The organism is Mycoplasma sp. 11548 (assembly GCF_055523555.1).
The window spans coordinates 804802-824104 of sequence record NZ_JBVFVF010000001.1; the positions used below are offsets into that span (position 1 = coordinate 804802).

Annotated in this window: 15 protein-coding genes and 2 tRNA genes; 9 read left to right on the top strand and 8 right to left on the bottom strand. The window is 27.6% G+C overall.

Features of this window, described 5'->3' with window-relative positions; translation table 4 throughout:
* Positions 1 to 62: 62 nt before the first annotated feature.
* Both AC0B4K_RS03225 and AC0B4K_RS03230 read right to left on the bottom strand, forming a co-directional pair.
* Positions 63 to 147, bottom strand: a tRNA-Leu gene (locus AC0B4K_RS03225).
* Between the two features lie 731 nt (positions 148 to 878).
* Complete coding sequence (locus AC0B4K_RS03230) at positions 879 to 2411, bottom strand: transposase family protein (protein ID WP_465103777.1); 1533 nt, start codon at positions 2409 to 2411, stop codon at positions 879 to 881.
* Positions 2412 to 2562: 151 nt separating this feature from the next.
* Between AC0B4K_RS03230 and AC0B4K_RS03235 the strand changes: the two genes are divergently transcribed.
* Positions 2563 to 2638: transfer RNA gene (locus tag AC0B4K_RS03235), tRNA-His, on the top strand.
* Positions 2639 to 2779: 141 nt separating this feature from the next.
* Here AC0B4K_RS03235 and tpiA read toward each other — a convergent pair.
* Positions 2780 to 3514, bottom strand: a complete 735-nt coding sequence (tpiA, locus tag AC0B4K_RS03240; RefSeq protein ID WP_465103778.1) for a triose-phosphate isomerase — start codon at positions 3512 to 3514, stop codon at positions 2780 to 2782.
* Between the two features lie 95 nt (positions 3515 to 3609).
* Between tpiA and recU the strand changes: the two genes are divergently transcribed.
* A complete protein-coding gene (gene recU, locus AC0B4K_RS03245) occupies positions 3610 to 4095 on the top strand; it encodes a Holliday junction resolvase RecU (protein WP_465103779.1) in 486 nt (161 codons plus the stop codon).
* A 1-nt stretch (position 4096) separates the two neighbouring features.
* On the opposite strand, the gene AC0B4K_RS03250 is transcribed toward recU, so the two are convergent.
* Both AC0B4K_RS03250 and AC0B4K_RS03255 read right to left on the bottom strand, forming a co-directional pair.
* Positions 4097 to 4387: an HU family DNA-binding protein gene (locus AC0B4K_RS03250; protein WP_465101665.1), complete on the bottom strand. Its 291-nt coding sequence runs from the start codon at positions 4385 to 4387 to the stop codon at positions 4097 to 4099.
* A gap of 276 nt (positions 4388 to 4663) precedes the next feature.
* Positions 4664 to 5848: an IS30 family transposase gene (locus tag AC0B4K_RS03255; protein WP_465103780.1), complete on the bottom strand. Its 1185-nt coding sequence runs from the start codon at positions 5846 to 5848 to the stop codon at positions 4664 to 4666.
* 264 nt (positions 5849 to 6112) lie between these two features.
* Between AC0B4K_RS03255 and AC0B4K_RS03260 the strand changes: the two genes are divergently transcribed.
* Positions 6113 to 7645: a transposase family protein gene (locus AC0B4K_RS03260; RefSeq protein ID WP_465103315.1), complete on the top strand. Its 1533-nt coding sequence runs from the start codon at positions 6113 to 6115 to the stop codon at positions 7643 to 7645.
* Between the two features lie 617 nt (positions 7646 to 8262).
* On the opposite strand, the gene AC0B4K_RS03265 is transcribed toward AC0B4K_RS03260, so the two are convergent.
* Together AC0B4K_RS03265 and AC0B4K_RS03270 are read right to left on the bottom strand one after the other, a co-directional pair.
* Positions 8263 to 9447, bottom strand: coding sequence for an IS30 family transposase (locus AC0B4K_RS03265; protein WP_465103781.1), 1185 nt, complete (start codon positions 9445 to 9447; stop codon positions 8263 to 8265).
* A gap of 118 nt (positions 9448 to 9565) precedes the next feature.
* Positions 9566 to 10756 (bottom strand): hypothetical protein, encoded by a 1191-nt coding sequence (locus AC0B4K_RS03270; protein ID WP_465103782.1) that lies wholly within the window; start codon positions 10754 to 10756, stop codon positions 9566 to 9568.
* A 142-nt stretch (positions 10757 to 10898) separates the two neighbouring features.
* Here AC0B4K_RS03270 and AC0B4K_RS03275 point away from each other — a divergent pair, with 142 nt between their 5' ends.
* From AC0B4K_RS03275 to AC0B4K_RS03300, 6 genes are all read left to right on the top strand, one after another.
* Positions 10899 to 12134, top strand: a complete 1236-nt coding sequence (locus AC0B4K_RS03275) for a replication-associated recombination protein A (RefSeq protein ID WP_465103783.1) — start codon at positions 10899 to 10901, stop codon at positions 12132 to 12134.
* Position 12135: 1 nt separating this feature from the next.
* Positions 12136 to 13086, top strand: coding sequence for a tRNA ligase subunit PheS family protein (locus AC0B4K_RS03280; protein WP_465103784.1), 951 nt, complete (start codon positions 12136 to 12138; stop codon positions 13084 to 13086).
* On the top strand, positions 13076 to 13744 hold the full coding sequence (locus AC0B4K_RS03285) for a uracil-DNA glycosylase (protein WP_465101669.1): 669 nt from the start codon (positions 13076 to 13078) through the stop codon (positions 13742 to 13744). The genes AC0B4K_RS03280 and AC0B4K_RS03285 overlap by 11 nt, the downstream gene beginning before the upstream one ends.
* An 8-nt stretch (positions 13745 to 13752) precedes the next feature.
* A complete protein-coding gene (locus AC0B4K_RS03290; protein WP_465103785.1) occupies positions 13753 to 15921 on the top strand; it encodes a phenylalanine--tRNA ligase subunit beta in 2169 nt (722 codons plus the stop codon).
* Between the two features lie 2 nt (positions 15922 to 15923).
* Positions 15924 to 17201: a serine hydroxymethyltransferase gene (gene glyA / locus AC0B4K_RS03295; protein WP_465103786.1), complete on the top strand. Its 1278-nt coding sequence runs from the start codon at positions 15924 to 15926 to the stop codon at positions 17199 to 17201.
* A gap of 94 nt (positions 17202 to 17295) precedes the next feature.
* Entirely contained in the window at positions 17296 to 18477 is a 1182-nt protein-coding gene (locus tag AC0B4K_RS03300) for an IS3 family transposase (RefSeq protein ID WP_465103758.1), read from the top strand.
* Positions 18478 to 18566: 89 nt separating this feature from the next.
* Here AC0B4K_RS03300 and AC0B4K_RS03305 read toward each other — a convergent pair whose 3' ends face one another.
* A complete protein-coding gene (locus AC0B4K_RS03305) occupies positions 18567 to 19178 on the bottom strand; it encodes a hypothetical protein (RefSeq protein WP_465103787.1) in 612 nt (203 codons plus the stop codon).
* Positions 19179 to 19303: the final 125 nt, after the last annotated feature.

Here is a 19303-nt window from a genome sequence, read left to right on the forward strand (position 1 = left end):
ATTTACGGGTCAGTTGAGAAATGCTTCCTCAACCTCCATATATGATAAAATACATATAATAATGGTGCCCAAGACAGGACTTGAACCTGCACGGATTGCTCCACTAGATCCTTAGTCTAGCGTGTCTGCCAATTCCACCACTCGGGCAAATACTAAGTTTTAAACTTTAGATTAAAATTATAACACATAAAAATGTAGTTTCCAAATATTTTTTAAAAATTGTGCAAAAATAATTTACCAGATCAAAAAATATTTATATTCATAATAAAGTATAATATTAATTATTTACATCAACTCACAAATTAAGCCATTAGCAATATTTATGTTAGTTACAAAACTATTTTAGATAAGCATATCAATGGTTTATACAAAATAACTATCTCTTCATAGTGTTTTAAAACTAATTGATTATAATCTTTGATATTTACAATAACTAAACCAAAAAACAGCCACAATAAAAAATAATTTAGTATTTGGAATTTTTGTAGAATAACTACTTTTTTGAACTACATTTTTAATTTTCTGCCCAGACTGTTGGGGTTAATCTTTTTTTATTTTTTAATTTATATTATGATGCTTTTGTTGCAAAAAAAAGATAATGAAAAAACAAACCAAAAAAATTTTTTTCTTCTTTGGCAACTAAATTGGAAAATTTATATATTTTTTGATGTTTTTACTGTCTAAAAAATCAGAACATAATTATTTATATCATTACATTAACTACAAAATTTCAAAATGAAGCAAAAAGATTTTTAACCCCCCGCCCTTGATTGCAATCAAGGGGGCCTTACTTTTGAAAAAGTAAGCAAAACTTCCAGAAAACACGTGCCCGTGTTTTCTATTTTTATTATTCTCTTTTTTATTAAAAAATATTAAAATTAATATGCATCAATTTTTATTTCATCATTGATGCTTCTGTGTAATGTTCGAAGTATCTCTAAATACTCAGCCATAATCTTATTGGCTTCAAGGTTATTTCCTTGTGCATTCACAGAGACACTATTAAACTTTGAGATGTATAATTCAAGAGTTTTAAAAAATGAGTTTGTTTTCTTATGGATAAATGCTAGTTTTCCAACAGCAGGGATAGAATAATCTAAACCTTTCTCAAGAGCTCACATTTCTGTAAAGCTTAGATATTTTCCATTAGGTTCTTTGGCAAAGTATTTTTTTCCATTATATTTAAAATACAAATTATCATCAGAAGAATGTACTAACACAACATCAGAATTATAAGGAAATATAATCCTTTTGTCATGCATATCGAAAGCTGCAAGGTTTTTACCTTGGTATCTAACAACACCATTTAAAACTTTTCTATTAATCTCTAAATCAACGGCTCAATTGCCGTTTTTCTTTCCTTCTTTTTGAAAGACATTATGTTTAGAAATTATTTTTTTATTCCTCGTGTTGTAATAATTTTGAAATACTTCGTTATTTTGCTTTAAATCATTAATATCTTTATATCCGTTTTCATGAATTAATAATGGGTATTGATCTAATGATGTTCTAAAAGATCTCTCAACGTGAGGTTTATGTTTGGGATTAGAAGAACTGAGTACTTCTATTCCTTTTTTATTTAAATCTTTTTCAAAAATTGTTTGTGCATTTTCGTTCCCCCAAAAAGTTCTTCTTTTATCAGTATAAATTTTCTTTGGAAATCCATATTTCTTAAATACTATTTCTAACAGTCTTTGATATCCTAATGTTGTTTCTTGTTCTTCAAATCATGCTGCTAATAATGTTCCAGTAGCAACATCAATTGCATGATAAAGATAGAATGGTTTATTATTTTTTAAATATGGTTCAAGCTGAGCATCGATTTCAACAATTTCACCAAATTCTAAATTTTTCTTTAGACCCAAAACTTGTCTTTGTTTTTCATTTTGTTTAATTTGTTTATAATATTTTTTTAATAGCAATGTTGTCTCTTGTGAAGTTTTCTTCTTTGATAATTTTGCTATTTTTCTTCCTCTTTTGGTTGTATGTATATTAAATAATCCTAATTGGTTGAATCTTCTTACCAAAGTTTTGTAAGAAATTTTTTGCCTTATAAAAGAACCATATTCTGAATAATAATAACTTTTAAACGAAAGTTGGTTATTTGTTAGAATGCTATTTAAAATAATTTCACATGTTTTTAAATAATCTTTAAACACTAATTCAATTTCTGAATCGGTAACTTTGCAACTTCTTTGTTGATTTTTATTTTTATGACTGATGTCAATTTCTTGATTACTTTTTATTATTTTTTTATATCTTTTTACAGTTGATATACTAAGGTTTGTAATTAAACTAAGTTGAGATAAAGATTTTTCAATATTAGCAGCAATTAATATGAGCGATTGCTGTTTTTTTAGTTCGTAGTTTGTTAAGTTTTTGTACTTATCTATGTTATGTTTGATTCTCATAAATAATTTATACCATATTTTAATTAAATTAGTTCATTTTCGGAGGGATTTATATATGGGCCTAAATAGTTGTCATTGGACACAGCCACAATAAAAAATAATTTAGTATTTGGAATTTTAAAAATTAGTGTATAATTATATGGCAAATATGGCGGTTGTGGTGAAGTGGTTAACACAGCGGGTTGTGGTCCCGTCATTCGCGGGTTCGAATCCCGTCAACCGCCCCAAAATTTACCTTGGTTAATTTATTATAAATTAACCAAGGTAAATTTTTATATTTTATTTTTTTAATCTAAATAATTGTTAAAAACTGTTTTAAAAAATATGCGTTATTTAAACGCATATTTTATAATAAATTAATTCTAAGATTATTTACCTAAGGTTAAAAGTTGCATGAAGCTTTCTGGTTCTAATGAAGCTCCACCAACTAAAAATCCGTTAATATCAGGTTGGGTCGCTAATTCAACAATATTTTTAGGAGATACACTTCCTCCATATTGGACAACTAAATCATTTGAAGTAAGTTCATGAATGTATGCACAAACATCTTGTGCAATTTCAGCTGTTGCTACTTTACCAGTCCCAATTGCTCAAACAGGCTCATATGCCACAACGATTTTAGATAAATCCAAATCATTAACTGATCCTTCAATTTGTTTTTTAACTACTTCTTTAGTTAAACCTTGTTCATATTCTTCTAAAGTTTCGCCAACACAAATAACTGGAGTTAACCCTTTTTCTAAAGCTAATTTAGCTTTAGAATATACTGTTTTATTACATTCGTTGTGATACGTTCTTCTTTCTGAATGTCCTAAAATAACATATTTAACATCTAAATCAAGAAGCATACCTGCTGATACTTCTCCAGTATATGCTCCTTTAACATGTTTTGACATATCTTGTGCAGCTAGTTTTAAACCTTGCACTTGATTTGTCTTAAAAGCACTTAAATTAGCATATGGAACAGCAACAGCAAAGGCAGTATCCTTAGCAATAATTTGGTTTTTTTGGTTATATAAATCTTGGAATTTATTTATAAAATCTAAGGTTTCTGAATATGTTTTATTCATTTTTCAGTTACCAATAATAAGTAATTTGTTCATCTAATTCCCTTTCTAAATAACTAATAATTTATTTAAATTTTATCAAAAATGTTTATTTTTTGTATTTTTTAAATAAAAATAATATTAAGATTAATATGACAAAGAACCGCGGCATGTTTTTAGAAAAAATTATTAATCAAACAATTAATTATTACTGGGAAACTAATTATGCTTTTATTCATAAGAAAAACCTGGATATTTCCCTTAAGAAAATAAATAAAAATAATGATCAAAAAATAATAGTAAATAAAGGATATATAAGTAAAAAATCAACGGTAGACTATATTGGTATGTATCAAGGACAATTCGTCTGTTTTGAAGCTAAAAGTTGCAACGAAGATCGTTTTGATTTAAGCAACTTAAAAACCCATCAAATTAATTACTTAAAATTAATAAAGTGAAATGGCGGCCTTGCTTTTATCATTTTATTTTTTAGCAATAAAGACTTATTTTTTAAAGTAGAAATTGAATATATTTTAGAATTATTAAACCAAAAGCAAAAAAGTATCCGAATTGAAGAATTAATTAAAAACTCTAAAGTTTTAACTTTAGAGTTTCCAGGTATTTTAAATATTTTATAAACTATTTAAAATCAATTAAGTCGCGTAAGTACTTAGATGGTTTATATTTAACAACTCTCTTACGCGGAACAACTTGTTGTTCTTTTGTAAATCTGTTAGTAATTGTACGTTGCGGTTTAACAACGGTTGAGAAGATACCAAAATCAGCTAAACGTACTGAATCTTCAGCTAATAATTGTTCTTTTAGAACAAATAACATTTCTTCTAAAATTTGATCAACTTGTTTAGGTGTTAAATTTAAGGTATCCTCAACTCTTTCAGATACTTGAGTTACAAATTCTTTTTTTGTCATTTTGTCTCCTAAATGATTTATTTATTTGTTTAAGTATTATAACCTATTTTTTAAAAGTTAAGTTAAAAAATAATTTATCTTAAATATTATGTTTTTTGGAAAAGTCACATGCGAGGTATTAACAAAATAATTGTCTTTTAATTTTAACATAAATTGTACATAAAAAATGTATGAGAAAACAGAAAACACGGCAGTGTTTTCTCGTCGGTTTTGCTTACTTTTGCCAAAAGTAAGGCCCCTTTGATTGCAATCAAAGGCGGGGGATTAAAAAAGTTTTTAGGTTATCTTATATTGCCTTACAACTTGCCGATAGTTATTTATTTTATCCATCATATAATCAATTTCTTGCTGAGAATATTTATCTAGACTTTTTCCTTTGGGAATGTAATACCTAATTAAGCGGTGCATATTTTCTATTGAACCTTTTTGTCATGAACTATATGGTTGGCATTTAAATAGTCTTTCAGTTGGAATTACCTGGTGCAATAAGACATTTTCACTACCATTATCAACTGTTAAAGTTTTAATGTCTAAGTTATGTTTCTTGATTAGTTTGACAAGAGTTTGTTTGATAGCTTTGGAGTTGCGTTTTGAGAGCATAGCATAAGACATTCTGGTTTGCCGTTCAATTATGGTCACAATACAATATGTATCATTGATTTTGCCAATAACGGTGTCTAATTCAAAATGACCATGTTCCAAGCGATCATTAATATAAGCTGGACGTTTTGAAATTTCTGTAGCATATTTTAATGTTTTAGGTTTGGTTTGCTTCTTCTTCCTTATGCCATATTTTCCTTCAGATTTTTTAACAATGTGGTCAAATTCAAGGAAATAAGGGTATTTTTTGATTATTTTATAAATTGAACTAGGTGAAGGAGCAAATTCATCAGGGGATAATTTTTTAAAAGAATTCACAAGATAGGTAACTGATTTCTTAACTTCTTTTTGCTGCAAATTCTTTTTATTTCTATTTTTATTGTATGTATTAAGCTCACTATACCAATATTTTCTGTAGGCCTTTCATTTCTCTTTAATTGTATCACTTACAAAAAAGAGTCTCGAAAACGAATAGCCTAATAAATGTTCATATAGTTTGCTAAAATTAAGGGTTTTAACACGCATTACTCTTTTTGAACACTTAGGACAAACATAGCGATTTTGTTTATCTAAACTAAGTGGTCTGCGATTTGTAATAATTTTAATTTTGCTTTTTATACTTCGAATGTCTCTATCAAAAATCTTGGCTACTTCTTGGATTGAGAAGCCTTCAGAAAGTTCTTGTAAAATATTATAAAGTTCCTCTAGATCGATTTGATCTGATCGTAATTTTCGATGCGACTCAAGAGCTCCTTGCATTTTCAAGATAGTATTGTAATTCTCTTCAATTTTAAAATGTTGATATTTATTCTCTTTGCGATATTTATCAAAAACACAAATATATTTTTCTAAATTTTTCATATAATTTTAAGGTCTCCTTATAATTTTTAAAATTTTATTAATACAACTATTTTATTACAAGGCAGACAAAAAACAATGTCACATGCAAAAATCTTGCATGTGACATTTCCAATTAATAATCTTAAATATTATACACTATATTTAGATAACTAAACCAGAAAGGTTTTTATAAATCTTCTGTTTGTCCAATGACAACTATTTAGGTCCATATATAAATCCCATGGAAAGTGAACTAATTTAATTAAAATATGGTATAAATTATTTATGAGAATCAAACATAACATAGATAAGTACAAAAACTTAACAAACTACGAACTAAAAAAACAGCAATCTCTCATATTAATTGCTGCTAATATTGAAAAATCTTTATCTCAACTTAGTTTAATTACAAACCTTAGTGTATCAACTGTAAAAAGATATAAAAAAATAATAAAAAGTAATCAAGAAATTGACATCAGTCATAAAAATAAAAATCAACAAAGAAGTTGCAAAGTTACAGATTCAGAAATTGAATTAGTGTTTAAAGATTATTTAAAAACATGTGAAATTATTTTAAATAGCGTTCTAACAAATAACCAACTTTCGTTTAAAAGTTATTATTATTCAGAATATGGTTCTTTTATAAGGCAAAAAATTTCTTACAAAACTTTGGTAAGAAGATTCAACCAATTAGGATTATTTAATATACATACAACCAAAAGAGGAAGAAAAATAGCAAAAATATCAAAGAAGAAAACTTCACAAGAGACAACATTGCTATTAAAAAAATATTATAAACAAATTAAACAAAATGAAAAACAAAGACAAGTTTTGGGTCTAAAGAAAAATTTAGAATTTGGTGAAATTGTTGAAATCGATGCTCAGCTTGAACCATATTTAAAAAATAATAAACCATTCTATCTTTATCATGCAATTGATGTTGCTACTGGAACATTATTAGCAGCATGATTTGAAGAACAAGAAACAACATTAGGATATCAAAGACTGTTAGAAATAGTATTTAAGAAATATGGATTTCCAAAGAAAATTTATACTGATAAAAGAAGAACTTTTTGGGGAAACGAAAACGCACAAACAATTTTTGAAAAAGATTTAAATAAAAAAGGAATAGAAGTACTCAGTTCATCTAATCCCAAACATAAACCTCACGTTGAGAGATCTTTTAGAACATCATTAGATCAATACCCATTATTAATTCATGAAAACGGATATAAAGATATTAATGATTTAAAGCAAAATAACGAAGTATTTCAAAATTATTACAACACGAGGAATAAAAAAATAATTTCTAAACATAATGTCTTTCAAAAAGAAGGAAAGAAAAACGGCAATTGAGCCGTTGATTTAGAGATTAATAGAAAAGTTTTAAATGGTGTTGTTAGATACCAAGGTAAAAACCTTGCAGCTTTCGATATGCATGACAAAAGGATTATATTTCCTTATAATTCTGATGTTGTGTTAGTACATTGTTCTGATGATAATTTGTATTTTAAATATAATGGAAAAAAATACTTTGCCAAAGAACCTAATGGAAAATATCTAAGCTTTACAGAAATGTGAGCTCTTGAGAAAGGTTTAGATTATTCTATCCCTGCCGTTGGAAAACTAGCATTTATCCATAAGAAAACAAACTCATTTTTTAAAACTCTTGAATTATACATCTCAAAGTTTAATAGTGTCTCTGTGAATGCACAAGGAAATAACCTTGAAGCCAATAAGATTATGGCTGAGTATTTAGAGATACTTCGAACATTACACAGAAGCATCAATGATGAAATAAAAATTGATGCATATTAATTTTAATATTTTTTAATAAAAAAGAAAATAATAAAAATAGAAAACACGGGCACGTGTTTTCTGGAAGTTTTGCTTACTTTTTCAAAAGTAAGGCCCCCTTGATTGCAATCAAGGGCGGGGGGTTAAAAATCTTTTTGCTTCATTTTGAAATTTTATAGTTAATTTAACAATATGCATAATTATGTCTTAATTTTTTAGACAGTAAAAACATCAAAAAATATATAAATTTTCCAATTTAGTTGCCAAAGAAGAAAAAAATTTTTTTTCTTTGTTTTTTCGTTATCTTTTTTTTGTAACAAAAGCATCATAATATAAATCAAAAAATAAAAAAATGATTAACCCCAACAGTCTGGGCAAAAAATTAAAAATGTAGTTCAAAAAAGTAGTTATTCTACAAGATAACTAAACCAGAAAGGTTTTTATAAATCTTCTGTTTTTTGGAAAAGTCACTTGCGAGATATTAACAAAATAATTGTCTTTTAATTTTAACATAATTTTTAGATAAAAAAATGTATGCTAAAATAGAAAACACAGAGTGTTTTCTCGTTGGTTTTGCTTACTTTTGTCAAAAGTAAGGCCCCTTTGATTGCAATCAAAGGCGGGGGATTAAAAAAATTTTAGGTTATCTTATATTGCCGTACAACTTGCCGATAGTTATTTATTTTATCCATCATATAATCAATTTCTTGCTGAGAGTATTTATCTAGACTTTTTCCTTTGGGAATGTAATACCTAATTAAGCGGTGCATATTTTCTATTAAACCTTTTTGTCATGAACTATATGGTTGGCATTTAAATAGTCTTTCAGTTGGAATGACCTGGTGCAATAAGACATTTTCACTACCATTATCAATAGTTAAAGTTTTAATGTCTAAGTTATGTTTCTTGATTAGTTTGACAAGAGTTTGTTTGATAGCTTTGGAGTTGCGTTTTGAGAGCATAGCATAAGACATTCTGGTTTGCCGTTCAATTATCGTCACAATACAATAGGTATCATTGAATTTACCAATAACGGTGTCTAATTCAAAATGGCCGTGTTCAGAGCGATCATTAATATAAGCTGGACGTTTTGAAATTTCTGTAGCATATTTTAATGTTTTAGGTTTGGTTTGTTTTTTCTTCCTTATCCTATATTTGCCTTCAGATTTTTTAACAATGTGGTCAAATTCAAGGAAATAAGGGTATTTTTTGATTATTTTATAAATTGTACTAGGTGAAGGAGCAAATTCATCAGGTGATAATTTTTTAAAAGAATTCACAAGATAGGTAACTGATTTCTTAACTTCTTTTTGCTGCAAATTCTTTTTATTTCTATTTTTATTGTATGTATTAAGCTCACTATACCAATATTTTCTGTAGGCCCTTCATTTCTCTTTAATTGCATCACTTACAAAAAAGAGTCGCGAAAATGAATAACCTAATAAATGTTCGTATAGCTTGGTAAAATTAAGGGTTTTAACCCGCATTACTCTTTTTGAACACTTAGGACAAACATAACGATTTTGTTTGTCTAAACTAAGTGGTCTGCGATTTGTAATAATTTGGATTTTGCTTTTTATACTTCGAATGTCTCTATCAAAAATCTTGGCTACTTCTTGGAATGAGAAGCCTTCAGAAAGTTCTTGTAAAATATTATAAAGTTGTTCTAGATCGATTTGATCTGATCGTAATTTTCGTTGCGACTCAAGTGCTCCTTGCATTTTCAAGATAGTGTTGTAATTCTCTTCAATTTTAAAATGATGATATTTATTTTCTTTTCGATATTTGTCAAAAACACAAATATATTTTTCTAAATTTTTCATATAATTTTAAGGTCTCCTTTATTTTTTGAAAAATTATTAATACAACTATTTTATTACAAGGCAGACAAAAACAATGTCACATGCAAAAAAACTTGCATGTGACATTTCCAATTAATATTTATAAATCTTCAGAGGTTGTATTAGTCTCTGGTGCTTTTGTTGTAAAAGTTTTATTTGATTCTGTTAATGAAATAGACTCATTATTATATTTTAATGACGTAATAGTAATAGTTTGATCTTTTGGTAAATCGTAAATATATGCATTTAAAACATTATTTTTAAGACTAAAAGTTAACTCACTATATTGAAAACTTTCCAAATTAAATAATATTTCTAATTTAGAAGAATTAAAATTTGTAATAGTTTGGTTAAGAGTTAATGTCAAAGTACCACTAACATTTGTTTCATCGAAATCATCAGCTACAAAATGAACTTTCTCTAAATTTAGATTACTTTGTCTTGGTTGAATGTTTTCATCTTTTGATCCATTATTACCATGATCCTGGTCATGGTTATTTTCAATTTCTTTAACTGAAGGGTTTGAATTTTCAACAGAACCAGTTCCTTGAACATCTTCAGGTTTTGTTCCTGCTTTAAATGTTATTGATTCTTTAGGCAATTTAATAACCTCATCTTTATATGCAATTTTTAAAATTTGATAATCAAAGTTTTTTGCTAAGTCATATAATTCAAAAAATAATTTATTATCTTTATATTGAGTATGTCATAAGTTAGGATTAAATATACCATCATATTCTTCATCTAAACCGTCTGGATAATTAATATGTAATTTAAATTCCATTTTTTCAGCTTCTGTTGGTATTTTATTTAAAGTTACAATTACACCTAAACTAGTATGGTCATTTTCATTAAAATCAAAATTAATTGAATTAATTTGAAATTGAGAGTTATTCGAAGTTTGTTGTTTTGGTTGCTCTGGTTCTGTGTCTTTAATATTTTTCTCTCCATTTGTTTCATTTGGGTGCTTTGTTTGCTGAGTTTTCTCTTGTGAATCTCCTGGTTTAGTTGGGTTGTTTTCTTTATCTTGATCTTGGAGTCTCTCACCCCCAAGATTATTATCCTTTGGAGTCTCTTTTTTAGTTTCGTTATTTGGGTCAATTTTAGGTTCAATTATTGGTTTAGGCGAAGGTGCTGGAGTAGGATTTGTACCAATAGAATTTCTAAAATCAATTTTTATATTTGAAAATGGATCAGAATCTTGCTCTTGTTTTGCACATGATACAATAGCAAATAGCGGTGTAATAGAAAAGGCTACTGGCATTAAGAATTTCTTGTAAAGTTTTTTCATTTTTACCTCTTTTCAATTTTTTGTAATGTTTATATATTACTGTATAGTAATATTATATAACTTTTTTAAATAATAAGAAAATTTAGTTAAAAATTCTATATTTAATAATATAAAAACTTCTTATATAATATAATTTATAAAAATGATTGATAAAAACCTTGCTAACTACTTAAGACCACAAAAATTAGATGATATTATTGGTCAAAACCATTTAAAAGAATTATTAAATAAAATAGTCCTTAAAAAAATTAGGTCTAGTTTTTTGTTTTTTGGCGAAAGCGGAATTGGGAAAACTTCAACAGCTTTTGCATTAGCAAATGAAATGAATTTACCATATGGTTATTTTAATGCATCGGTTGGTTCAAAAACTGAGTTAACTGAATTATTATCTAAAAACCAAATTTTAATTATCGATGAAATTCATCGATTAAATAAAGATAAACAAGAAATTTTGCTATCATATTTAGAATTTGACAAAATTATTATTTATGCAACCACAACGGAAAATCCATATTTTAAGGTAGTCCCGGCAATTAGAAGTCGTTTGCAAATTTTACAATTTTATAAACTTTCACTTGAAGATATTACTTTCGGGCTCAGAAAAATCATTAATGAACACTTTAAACATCTAAATATTTCTGATGAAAAACTAGCTTTGCTAGCAAACTACTCGGCGGGAGATTATAGAGCAAGTATTAATAATTTGCAAACATTAGGAATTATTAAAACAGATTTAAATGAAATTACCGAGCGAGATTTAAAAACCATTATTCCAAATATAAACTTTTATAGTGATAAAAATTCAAGCGAACATTATAATAATTTATCGGCATTTCATAAATCGGTGCGAGGCAGCGATGTTAATGCGGCTTTATATTATGGTTTTTTGATTTTAACAAGTGGCGATTATGATGGTTTGTTTCGCCGCATGATGGCATTAGCATATGAAGACGTAGGTTTAGCAAATTTGCAAATTGGGCCAAGAGTCTTAGCGGCAATTGAGACTTTTGAACGTCTAGGTCTTCCTGAAGGGGAATTACCAGTTGCCTTAGCAATTTGTGATTTAGCTTTAAGTCCAAAAAGCAATTCAACTTACTTAGCCAAAGAAAAAGTTAAAGACATAATTTTAAATCAAGGTAAAGTGTACCGCATTCCTTCACACCTAAGAGATGGACACTATCAATCAGCACAAAAACTAGGTGATGCAATTGGTTATAAATACCCTCATGATTATCCCAATAATTGAGTTGCACAAACATACTTACCCAGAGAATTACGTAATGAACAATTTTACACTCCTGGTAAAAATAAATATGAACAAGATGTCAAAAAATATTGAGAAACTTTAAAAGAAAATTGAAAAAAGAATAAGGAGTAAAATGTTAAATTTAGACTTAATTAATAATATTGAAGATTTAAAACAACTTAAAGCCAAACTTTATGGAAACCAAGGACAAATATTTCAATTACAACAAACATTAAAAACAGCCCCTAGTGAACAAAAAAAAGAAATTGGTCAAACAATCAACAAACTAAAAAAAGAATATGAAGAATTTTTTACTCTTGCTGAGCAAAAAATTACTAAATTAAATATTAACCAAAAAATTAACTCAGAATTTGCGGATATTAATTTACCGACTTTAAAACCAGGATCTTTAAATCCTATTACAATCATCGAAGAAAGATTAAAAGATTGATTTATACAACATGGCTATTACCAACAATTTGATTCTGAAGTTGTTTCTGACTTATACAACTTTGAAAAATTAAACATTCCACAAGATCACCCAGCACGCGGAATGCATGATTCGTTGTATATAAATGCAACAACATTATTGCGAACTCATAATACTGGAATTAGTGCAAAAGTTCTTGAAGAAAATAAAAATATGGAATTAGGTACTTTTTCAATTGGTAAAGTATACCGTAATGATGAAGATGATGCAACACACTCCCACCAATTTACTCAACTCGATTTTGTAGCTGTTGGTAAATTAAGTTTTCCAAACTTAATTTGAACATTAAAATCTTTATTATCATATGTTTTAGAAACAGAGATACAGTTAAGATTAAGACCAAGCTATTTTCCATTTACTGAACCAAGTGTTGAAGTTGACATTTTTTATAATAACCGTTGAATTGAAATTCTCGGCGCTGGAATGTTGCACCCAAAAGTTTTAGAATTAGCCGGTTATACTAATGGTATGAATGGATTTGCTGCAGGATTAGGAATTGAACGTATTACAATGATTAAATTTGGTTTTAATGACATTAGAGATTTATATAAAAATGATTTAAGAATCATGGAGCAATTTAATTATGAAAGATAGTTTTTTAAAAATTTTACAATCTGAAGGAAAAAAGCCTTACTTTACTAAAATCTTAGATAATTTATCCCTTTCAGCGAAACAAAACAAAACAATCTGGCCACACCAAACTGAAATGTTTCGTGCCTTTGAATTTTTTCAAACTCACGAAACTAAACTAATTATTCTAGGTCAAGATCCTTATAGTGAATATGGTGTTGCTGATGGTCTTGCTTTTTCTACACATAATTTAAAAACCCCTGCCACACTTAAAAATATCTTTAAAGAGCTTAAAAATGATTATCCAAATATAACTTTAAATTCTAATTCACTGGTTCCATGAGCCAAACAAAAAATCTTATTATTAAATTCAAGTTTAACAGTTGAGGAAAATAAACCTAATTCACACCAAAATATTGGTTGAAGTTTTTTCATAAGTGCAATTATCCAAGAAATTGTCAGGGTAAATAAAGATGTTTTAATCTTGGCTTTAGGTAATTATGCACATAAAATTGTTGATAATTCATTATATTTATTAAACTATGATACAAATAATTTATTTAAACTATCGCATCCTTCGCCGCTAGGATACCGTCATAGTTTTAAAAATTCACAAATCTTTAAAACTATTAATGCTCGTTTAGAAACATTAAATAAAGAGCCCATTGATTGAAATTTATAAGGAGTGACATGATTTTATCTCTTAAACATTTAAAGAAATATTTACCATCTCTTACTTTAACACCAGGCCAAGTTGAAATTGCTTTAAATGAACTTGGTTTTGAAGTTGAAAGTATCAAACCCTTTGCTAATGTGACAGGTGTCATTTTTGCTAAAGTTTTAAAAGTTGAATTAAATCCTAATTCAGATCGGTTAGATGTAGTAAATTTAGCAACTAAAAATGGTAATATTACAATCCAAACAACAAATCGAATCTTAAAAGAAGGCGACCTAGTAATTTGTTTTCCAGTTGATTCAACCAAAGATGGAGTTACCTTTAAAGAAGTTATGTTAAAAGGTGTTCCATCACAAGGGATGATGGCTTCATGATCAGAAATTGGGTATCAATATGAATTATTAACAAATAAAGATCAATTATTGGTTTTACCTAATGATTTTGCAAGCTTAGAAGATGATCCAATGGAATTATTAGGAATTAATGATTATATTATAGAAATTTCAGTTACGGCAAATCGAAATGATGCAAATTCATATTATTTTTTAGCTAAAGAATTAGCAGCGTATTTTAAAACTGAGTTTAAACCAATATTCATAAATAATACATCTCCAAGTTTTACCTCTGACTTTAAAGTTGTAAAAAATAAAGCTAATGAACTTTCTTTTTTAGAAGTTCATGGTAAAAATCAAACTAGTTTATATGAAAAAATGTTTTTAGCCAAACACGGAATTTCAAGCACGTTTGATTGAAGTGTTAATTTAACTAATTTAACACTTTTAGAAATTGGTGTTCCGGTTCATGTTTATGATGCTCAAAAAATTTCTAAAAATATTAATTGTGATTTATTTAACGGAAAGGTAGAAATTTTAGGTCAAAAACAAATTGAGGTTACTAATGTTCTAACCATATTTGATGATCAAGGGCCTATATCCCTAGCTTCTGTAATGGGATTAGAAAAGTCAAAAGCTGACCTAGATACTACTAATTATTTATTTGAAATTGGTGTTTTTGATCCAAAATTAGTACGCCACGGGGCAAAAGAAATTAAATTATTAACTAGTGCTGCAAATCAAGGTTCGCGAACTATCACAAGATATAGTGCAAAAATAGCCTTAGAATACATTCAAGCCAAAACAAGCAATTTAAAAATATCGAACGTTATTAACCCAATATGCTTATCAAATAAAAAAGAAATTTTATTTGATAAACGAAAACTAGAAATGTATTCGGGTTCTAAGGATTTGAATATATTTCAAGATGCACTAAAACAACTAGAATCTTTAGGTTTTGAGTTTAAAGAAAACTTAGTTTTAGTTCCGGACTATCGATATGATATTAATTATTTTGAAGATATTATTGAAGAAATTTTCCGCTTTTATTCATATCAAAATTTTCAACCAAAAGCTGTTAATATCACTCCTTTAAAAACACAAAAGCGAGACAATCACAAAGGTTATTGATTGCATAATGGTTATAATGAAGCAAGAACATTTTGTTTAGTTTCAAAAAACAAAAACTTTTTAAATCCGCTCTGCTGAAAAGAAAATATTGATTTATTAACCTTTGTTTCAAAAGAACGCGAATCAGTTCGTAAATCAATCATAACTTCATTGCAAGAAGTAATAATTTATAATCAAAAGCGTAAATTAGAGCAAATTAATATCTTTGAACATGGTATGGTTGTTTCTGAAGAGTTTGTATATGGTTTGGCATCAACAACTAAAAGTTTTCAAGAATTAAAACAAGATATAATTAACTTTTTAAACTTAGAATTAACTTTTGAAAAATTTGATAATTATGAATTCGTACACCAAAACGTTTCAGCAAAAATCTTTCATGGTGATAAACTAATTGGATGAATCGGAAAGATTCATCCAATGTATGATGATACTAATGCTTTTTATGCTGAATTTATTATCCCAGACTTACCGAATAATTTCCATAAATTTAAACCAATTAATTATGAACCAATGAAAAGTATTGATTTAACCTTTGAACTTTTAAATAAGCAAAGTATTGATGAATACTTAAAACCAATTATTCTAAACCATAATCCATATGAAATTAAAATAATTGATGATTATCAAAAAGAAACATCACATAATATAACAATTAGAATTACTGACTATGAATCAGTAATTAAAGAAATAAACCAAGTATTTAATAAAGGAGAATCATAATTATGTATCAAAAAATTAAATTATCCGACCAAGTAATTCAAGATGCGATTAATAACGAATTAAAGCGTCAAGAAGACCATGTGGAATTAATTGCTTCTGAAAACTTTGTTTCTGAAGATGTATTAAAGGCTCAAGGGAGCATTTTAACAAATAAATATGGTGAAGGATATCCAAATGCAAGATATTATGGTGGTTGCGAAAATGTTGATATTATTGAATCAACTGCAATTGAACGTTTAAAACAACTTTTTGGTGTTGAGTATGCAAACGTACAGCCATATTCAGGCTCAACAGCTAATGCAGCTGCTATTGCTTCTGTAGCACCTAGTGGTGGAAAAATCATGGGCTTATCCTTAAATTGCGGAGGTCATTTAACTCATGGTTATAAAATTAGTTTTAGTGGCATTTTTTACCAATCAGTTTCATATGATTTAAATCAAGAAGGATATTTAGATTATGATGCAATTGAACAATTGGCAATCCAAGAAAAACCGGATTTAATTATTTGTGGCTACTCAGCTTATTCACGTACCATCAACTTTGCAAGATTTAGGGAAATTGCTGATAAAGTAGGGGCTAAATTGATGGCTGATATAGCGCATATTTCAGGCTTAATTGTGGCAGGAGAGCACCCTTCTCCGGTGGGATATGCTGATATTATTACATCTACAACTCATAAAACATTACGTGGTGGTCGTGGCGGAATCATTATGACTAATGATCCAGAAATTGCTAAAAAAGTTAATCGTTGAGTTTTTCCAGGTTATCAAGGCGGCCCTTTATTTCATGCTATTGCTGGCAAAGCAGTTGCATTTTATGAAGCATTACAACCTCAATTTAAAACCTATGCTCAAAATATCATTAAAAACACCCGTCAAATGGCCCAAAAATTTCAAGAACTTGGTGCAAAAGTTATCAGTGGTGGAACCGATAATCATTTATTTATGATAAATGTTTTTGATACCTATGGAATTAATGGTTTGCAAGCAGAGACGTTATTGCATAAATTAAATATTACCTTAAACAAAAACTCTATACCTTTTGATAAATTAAATCCACGTTTAGGAAGTGGAATTAGAATTGGTACTGCCGCGATGACAAGTAGGGACTTTAAACATTGAAATGAATTAGCAACCATCATTCATAATGTTTTATCTAATTATGAATTTTATGCTTCAAATAGCAATGATGCAAAAAATAAACTTAATGAATTAAAGCAAGATATTTTAGAATTTTTAAAACAAGCACCAATCAAAAAATCATATTTAGAAATAAATTAAATAATAAAGCCGGACAGAAAAGTTAACATGTAAATGTTAGCTTTTCTGTTACCATTCGTTGGTACCAACGAAAAAATTTTTTGAAAGGAAAATTATGTCAAGACATTTAAAGAAAGAAGAATTTGCAAAAATATATGAAGAATATCAAAAGTCAGGTTTCCCAGGTGCTTTTCGGGCTATTTACCAAATATCACCAGGAACAAAAAACTTACAAAGAAATAGTGTAAAAGTTAGAATTAATAAAATAATTAAGTATTATAATTTAGGTATGGAAGACTTATTGCAGACAAAGAAAGGCGAAAACCGCAAAAAAGGAAGTGGCAGTCCTAAGAAGAAAAGAGAACCAAATTGAGATATTTTTGATCGTGATGATTTGTTACAAATAGCTAAAAGATATTATGAAATTACCAATGAATTACCCAAAAGTAAGAAAGTTATTGAATTAAAAAGTTTTAGCATAAGTTACGTGAAGCTTTCAGAAGTTTTTGGCATTTCTAGGCAAACAATTTCTAAAACTCATAAGATTAAAATTTCACAAAAACTCCCTAAACATAGTGATGTAATTGAAAAATCGTTCATAGAAACAAAGTCAAGATATGGAAGGCTAAAGCTAAGTGTTTACATATCTCAAAAATACAAAATAGATATAAACGAACGTTCTTTAGGGAGATATATGAACCTTTTAGGCCTAAAATGTAAGCTTAGACAAAAATCAAAACGAAAAGAAATTAAAAATGTATCTTCACAAATTGATAACTTAGTAAATCGTGATTATAACGATCAAAACAATCGAAATATTTATGCAACTGATGTTTCATATATAAAAGCACCAAAAGACGTGTTAGAATCACACGTTTATTTGTCTGCAATTTTATCTCATAAAACTAAACAAATTGTTGGTTTTAAATTATCAAGAAGTAATAATCTAGAACTAGTTTTAGACAATTTAAATTCATTAAAACAATACAAACCCAAAAATTTTATCATTCACTCAGATCATGGCTTTCAATATACACATCATCAATATATTAAAGAAGTTCAAAATATTGGTGGCGTTATTTCGTTATCAAGAGTGGGAAACTCACTTGATAATCGAGAAATTGAATATTGGTTTGGGATCATTAAAACCGAATTATTAAATGATTTAGATTATTCCAAAATAACATTCAATGAACTTAATGATATGATACAAGAATATGTAGTTTGGTATAATAACGATCGAATTCAATCAAACTTAAACTGAAAAACGCCAAAGCAATTTGCAATGGCATTATAAGTTACTAAAATGTTAAATTTTGCTGTCCATGTTTATAATGCACAAGCGATTTAAAAACATTCAGAAAACTTTCTGAATGTTTTTAATTTTTACTTACTAAACCACACTTTGTTTCTTTTTAACCCTAATCTTTTATTGTATTCTGTCAAATCGCTTCTAGTTTGCACATCATGAACTGTAATTGAGTTAATATTTGATATATTATTTTTATCAATAAAAATAATATATTGACCTGAAAGGATTTGTTTTGTATTATTCCCATATGAAATATAGTGAATTTTTACAGAATCCTCATCTATTTCAACTGAATCCATTGGTTCATTAACGGAGTAGTTAGCATAGTAAATAACATGGTATTTATCTTGAATATCTTTATCAAAAACTCTTTGAACCTGATTTGAAAAAAGTTGTCAATTATCCTTAATTTGATTTGCTAGCCTTTCGTTAGTAGTTCTTTGAATAATATCATTTTTAAAATCCTCAGAATTTTTAACTAAAAAAGGTTTTTCACGGCTTGCATTTGTAAAATCTGTAGGATTTCATAATTCATTTTGTAATCTATAAATATTTTGAGTAATTTCAACGTCATTATTGTAGTTTATTAAATCAGGCACCCTCTTTTGTACACAGGAAATTACACTAAATAATGGCACGGTAGTTAAAGTGAATATTATAAATAACTTTTGCTTTCTTAATTTCATTTGTCTCCTTTACAACTTTTTAATATTATTTATTAAAGTTATTCAATAAATTATAATTAAATATAAACATTTTCATTTAATATTTTTATAAATTAATTCAGGCGATATAAGCGCAATATTTGTAT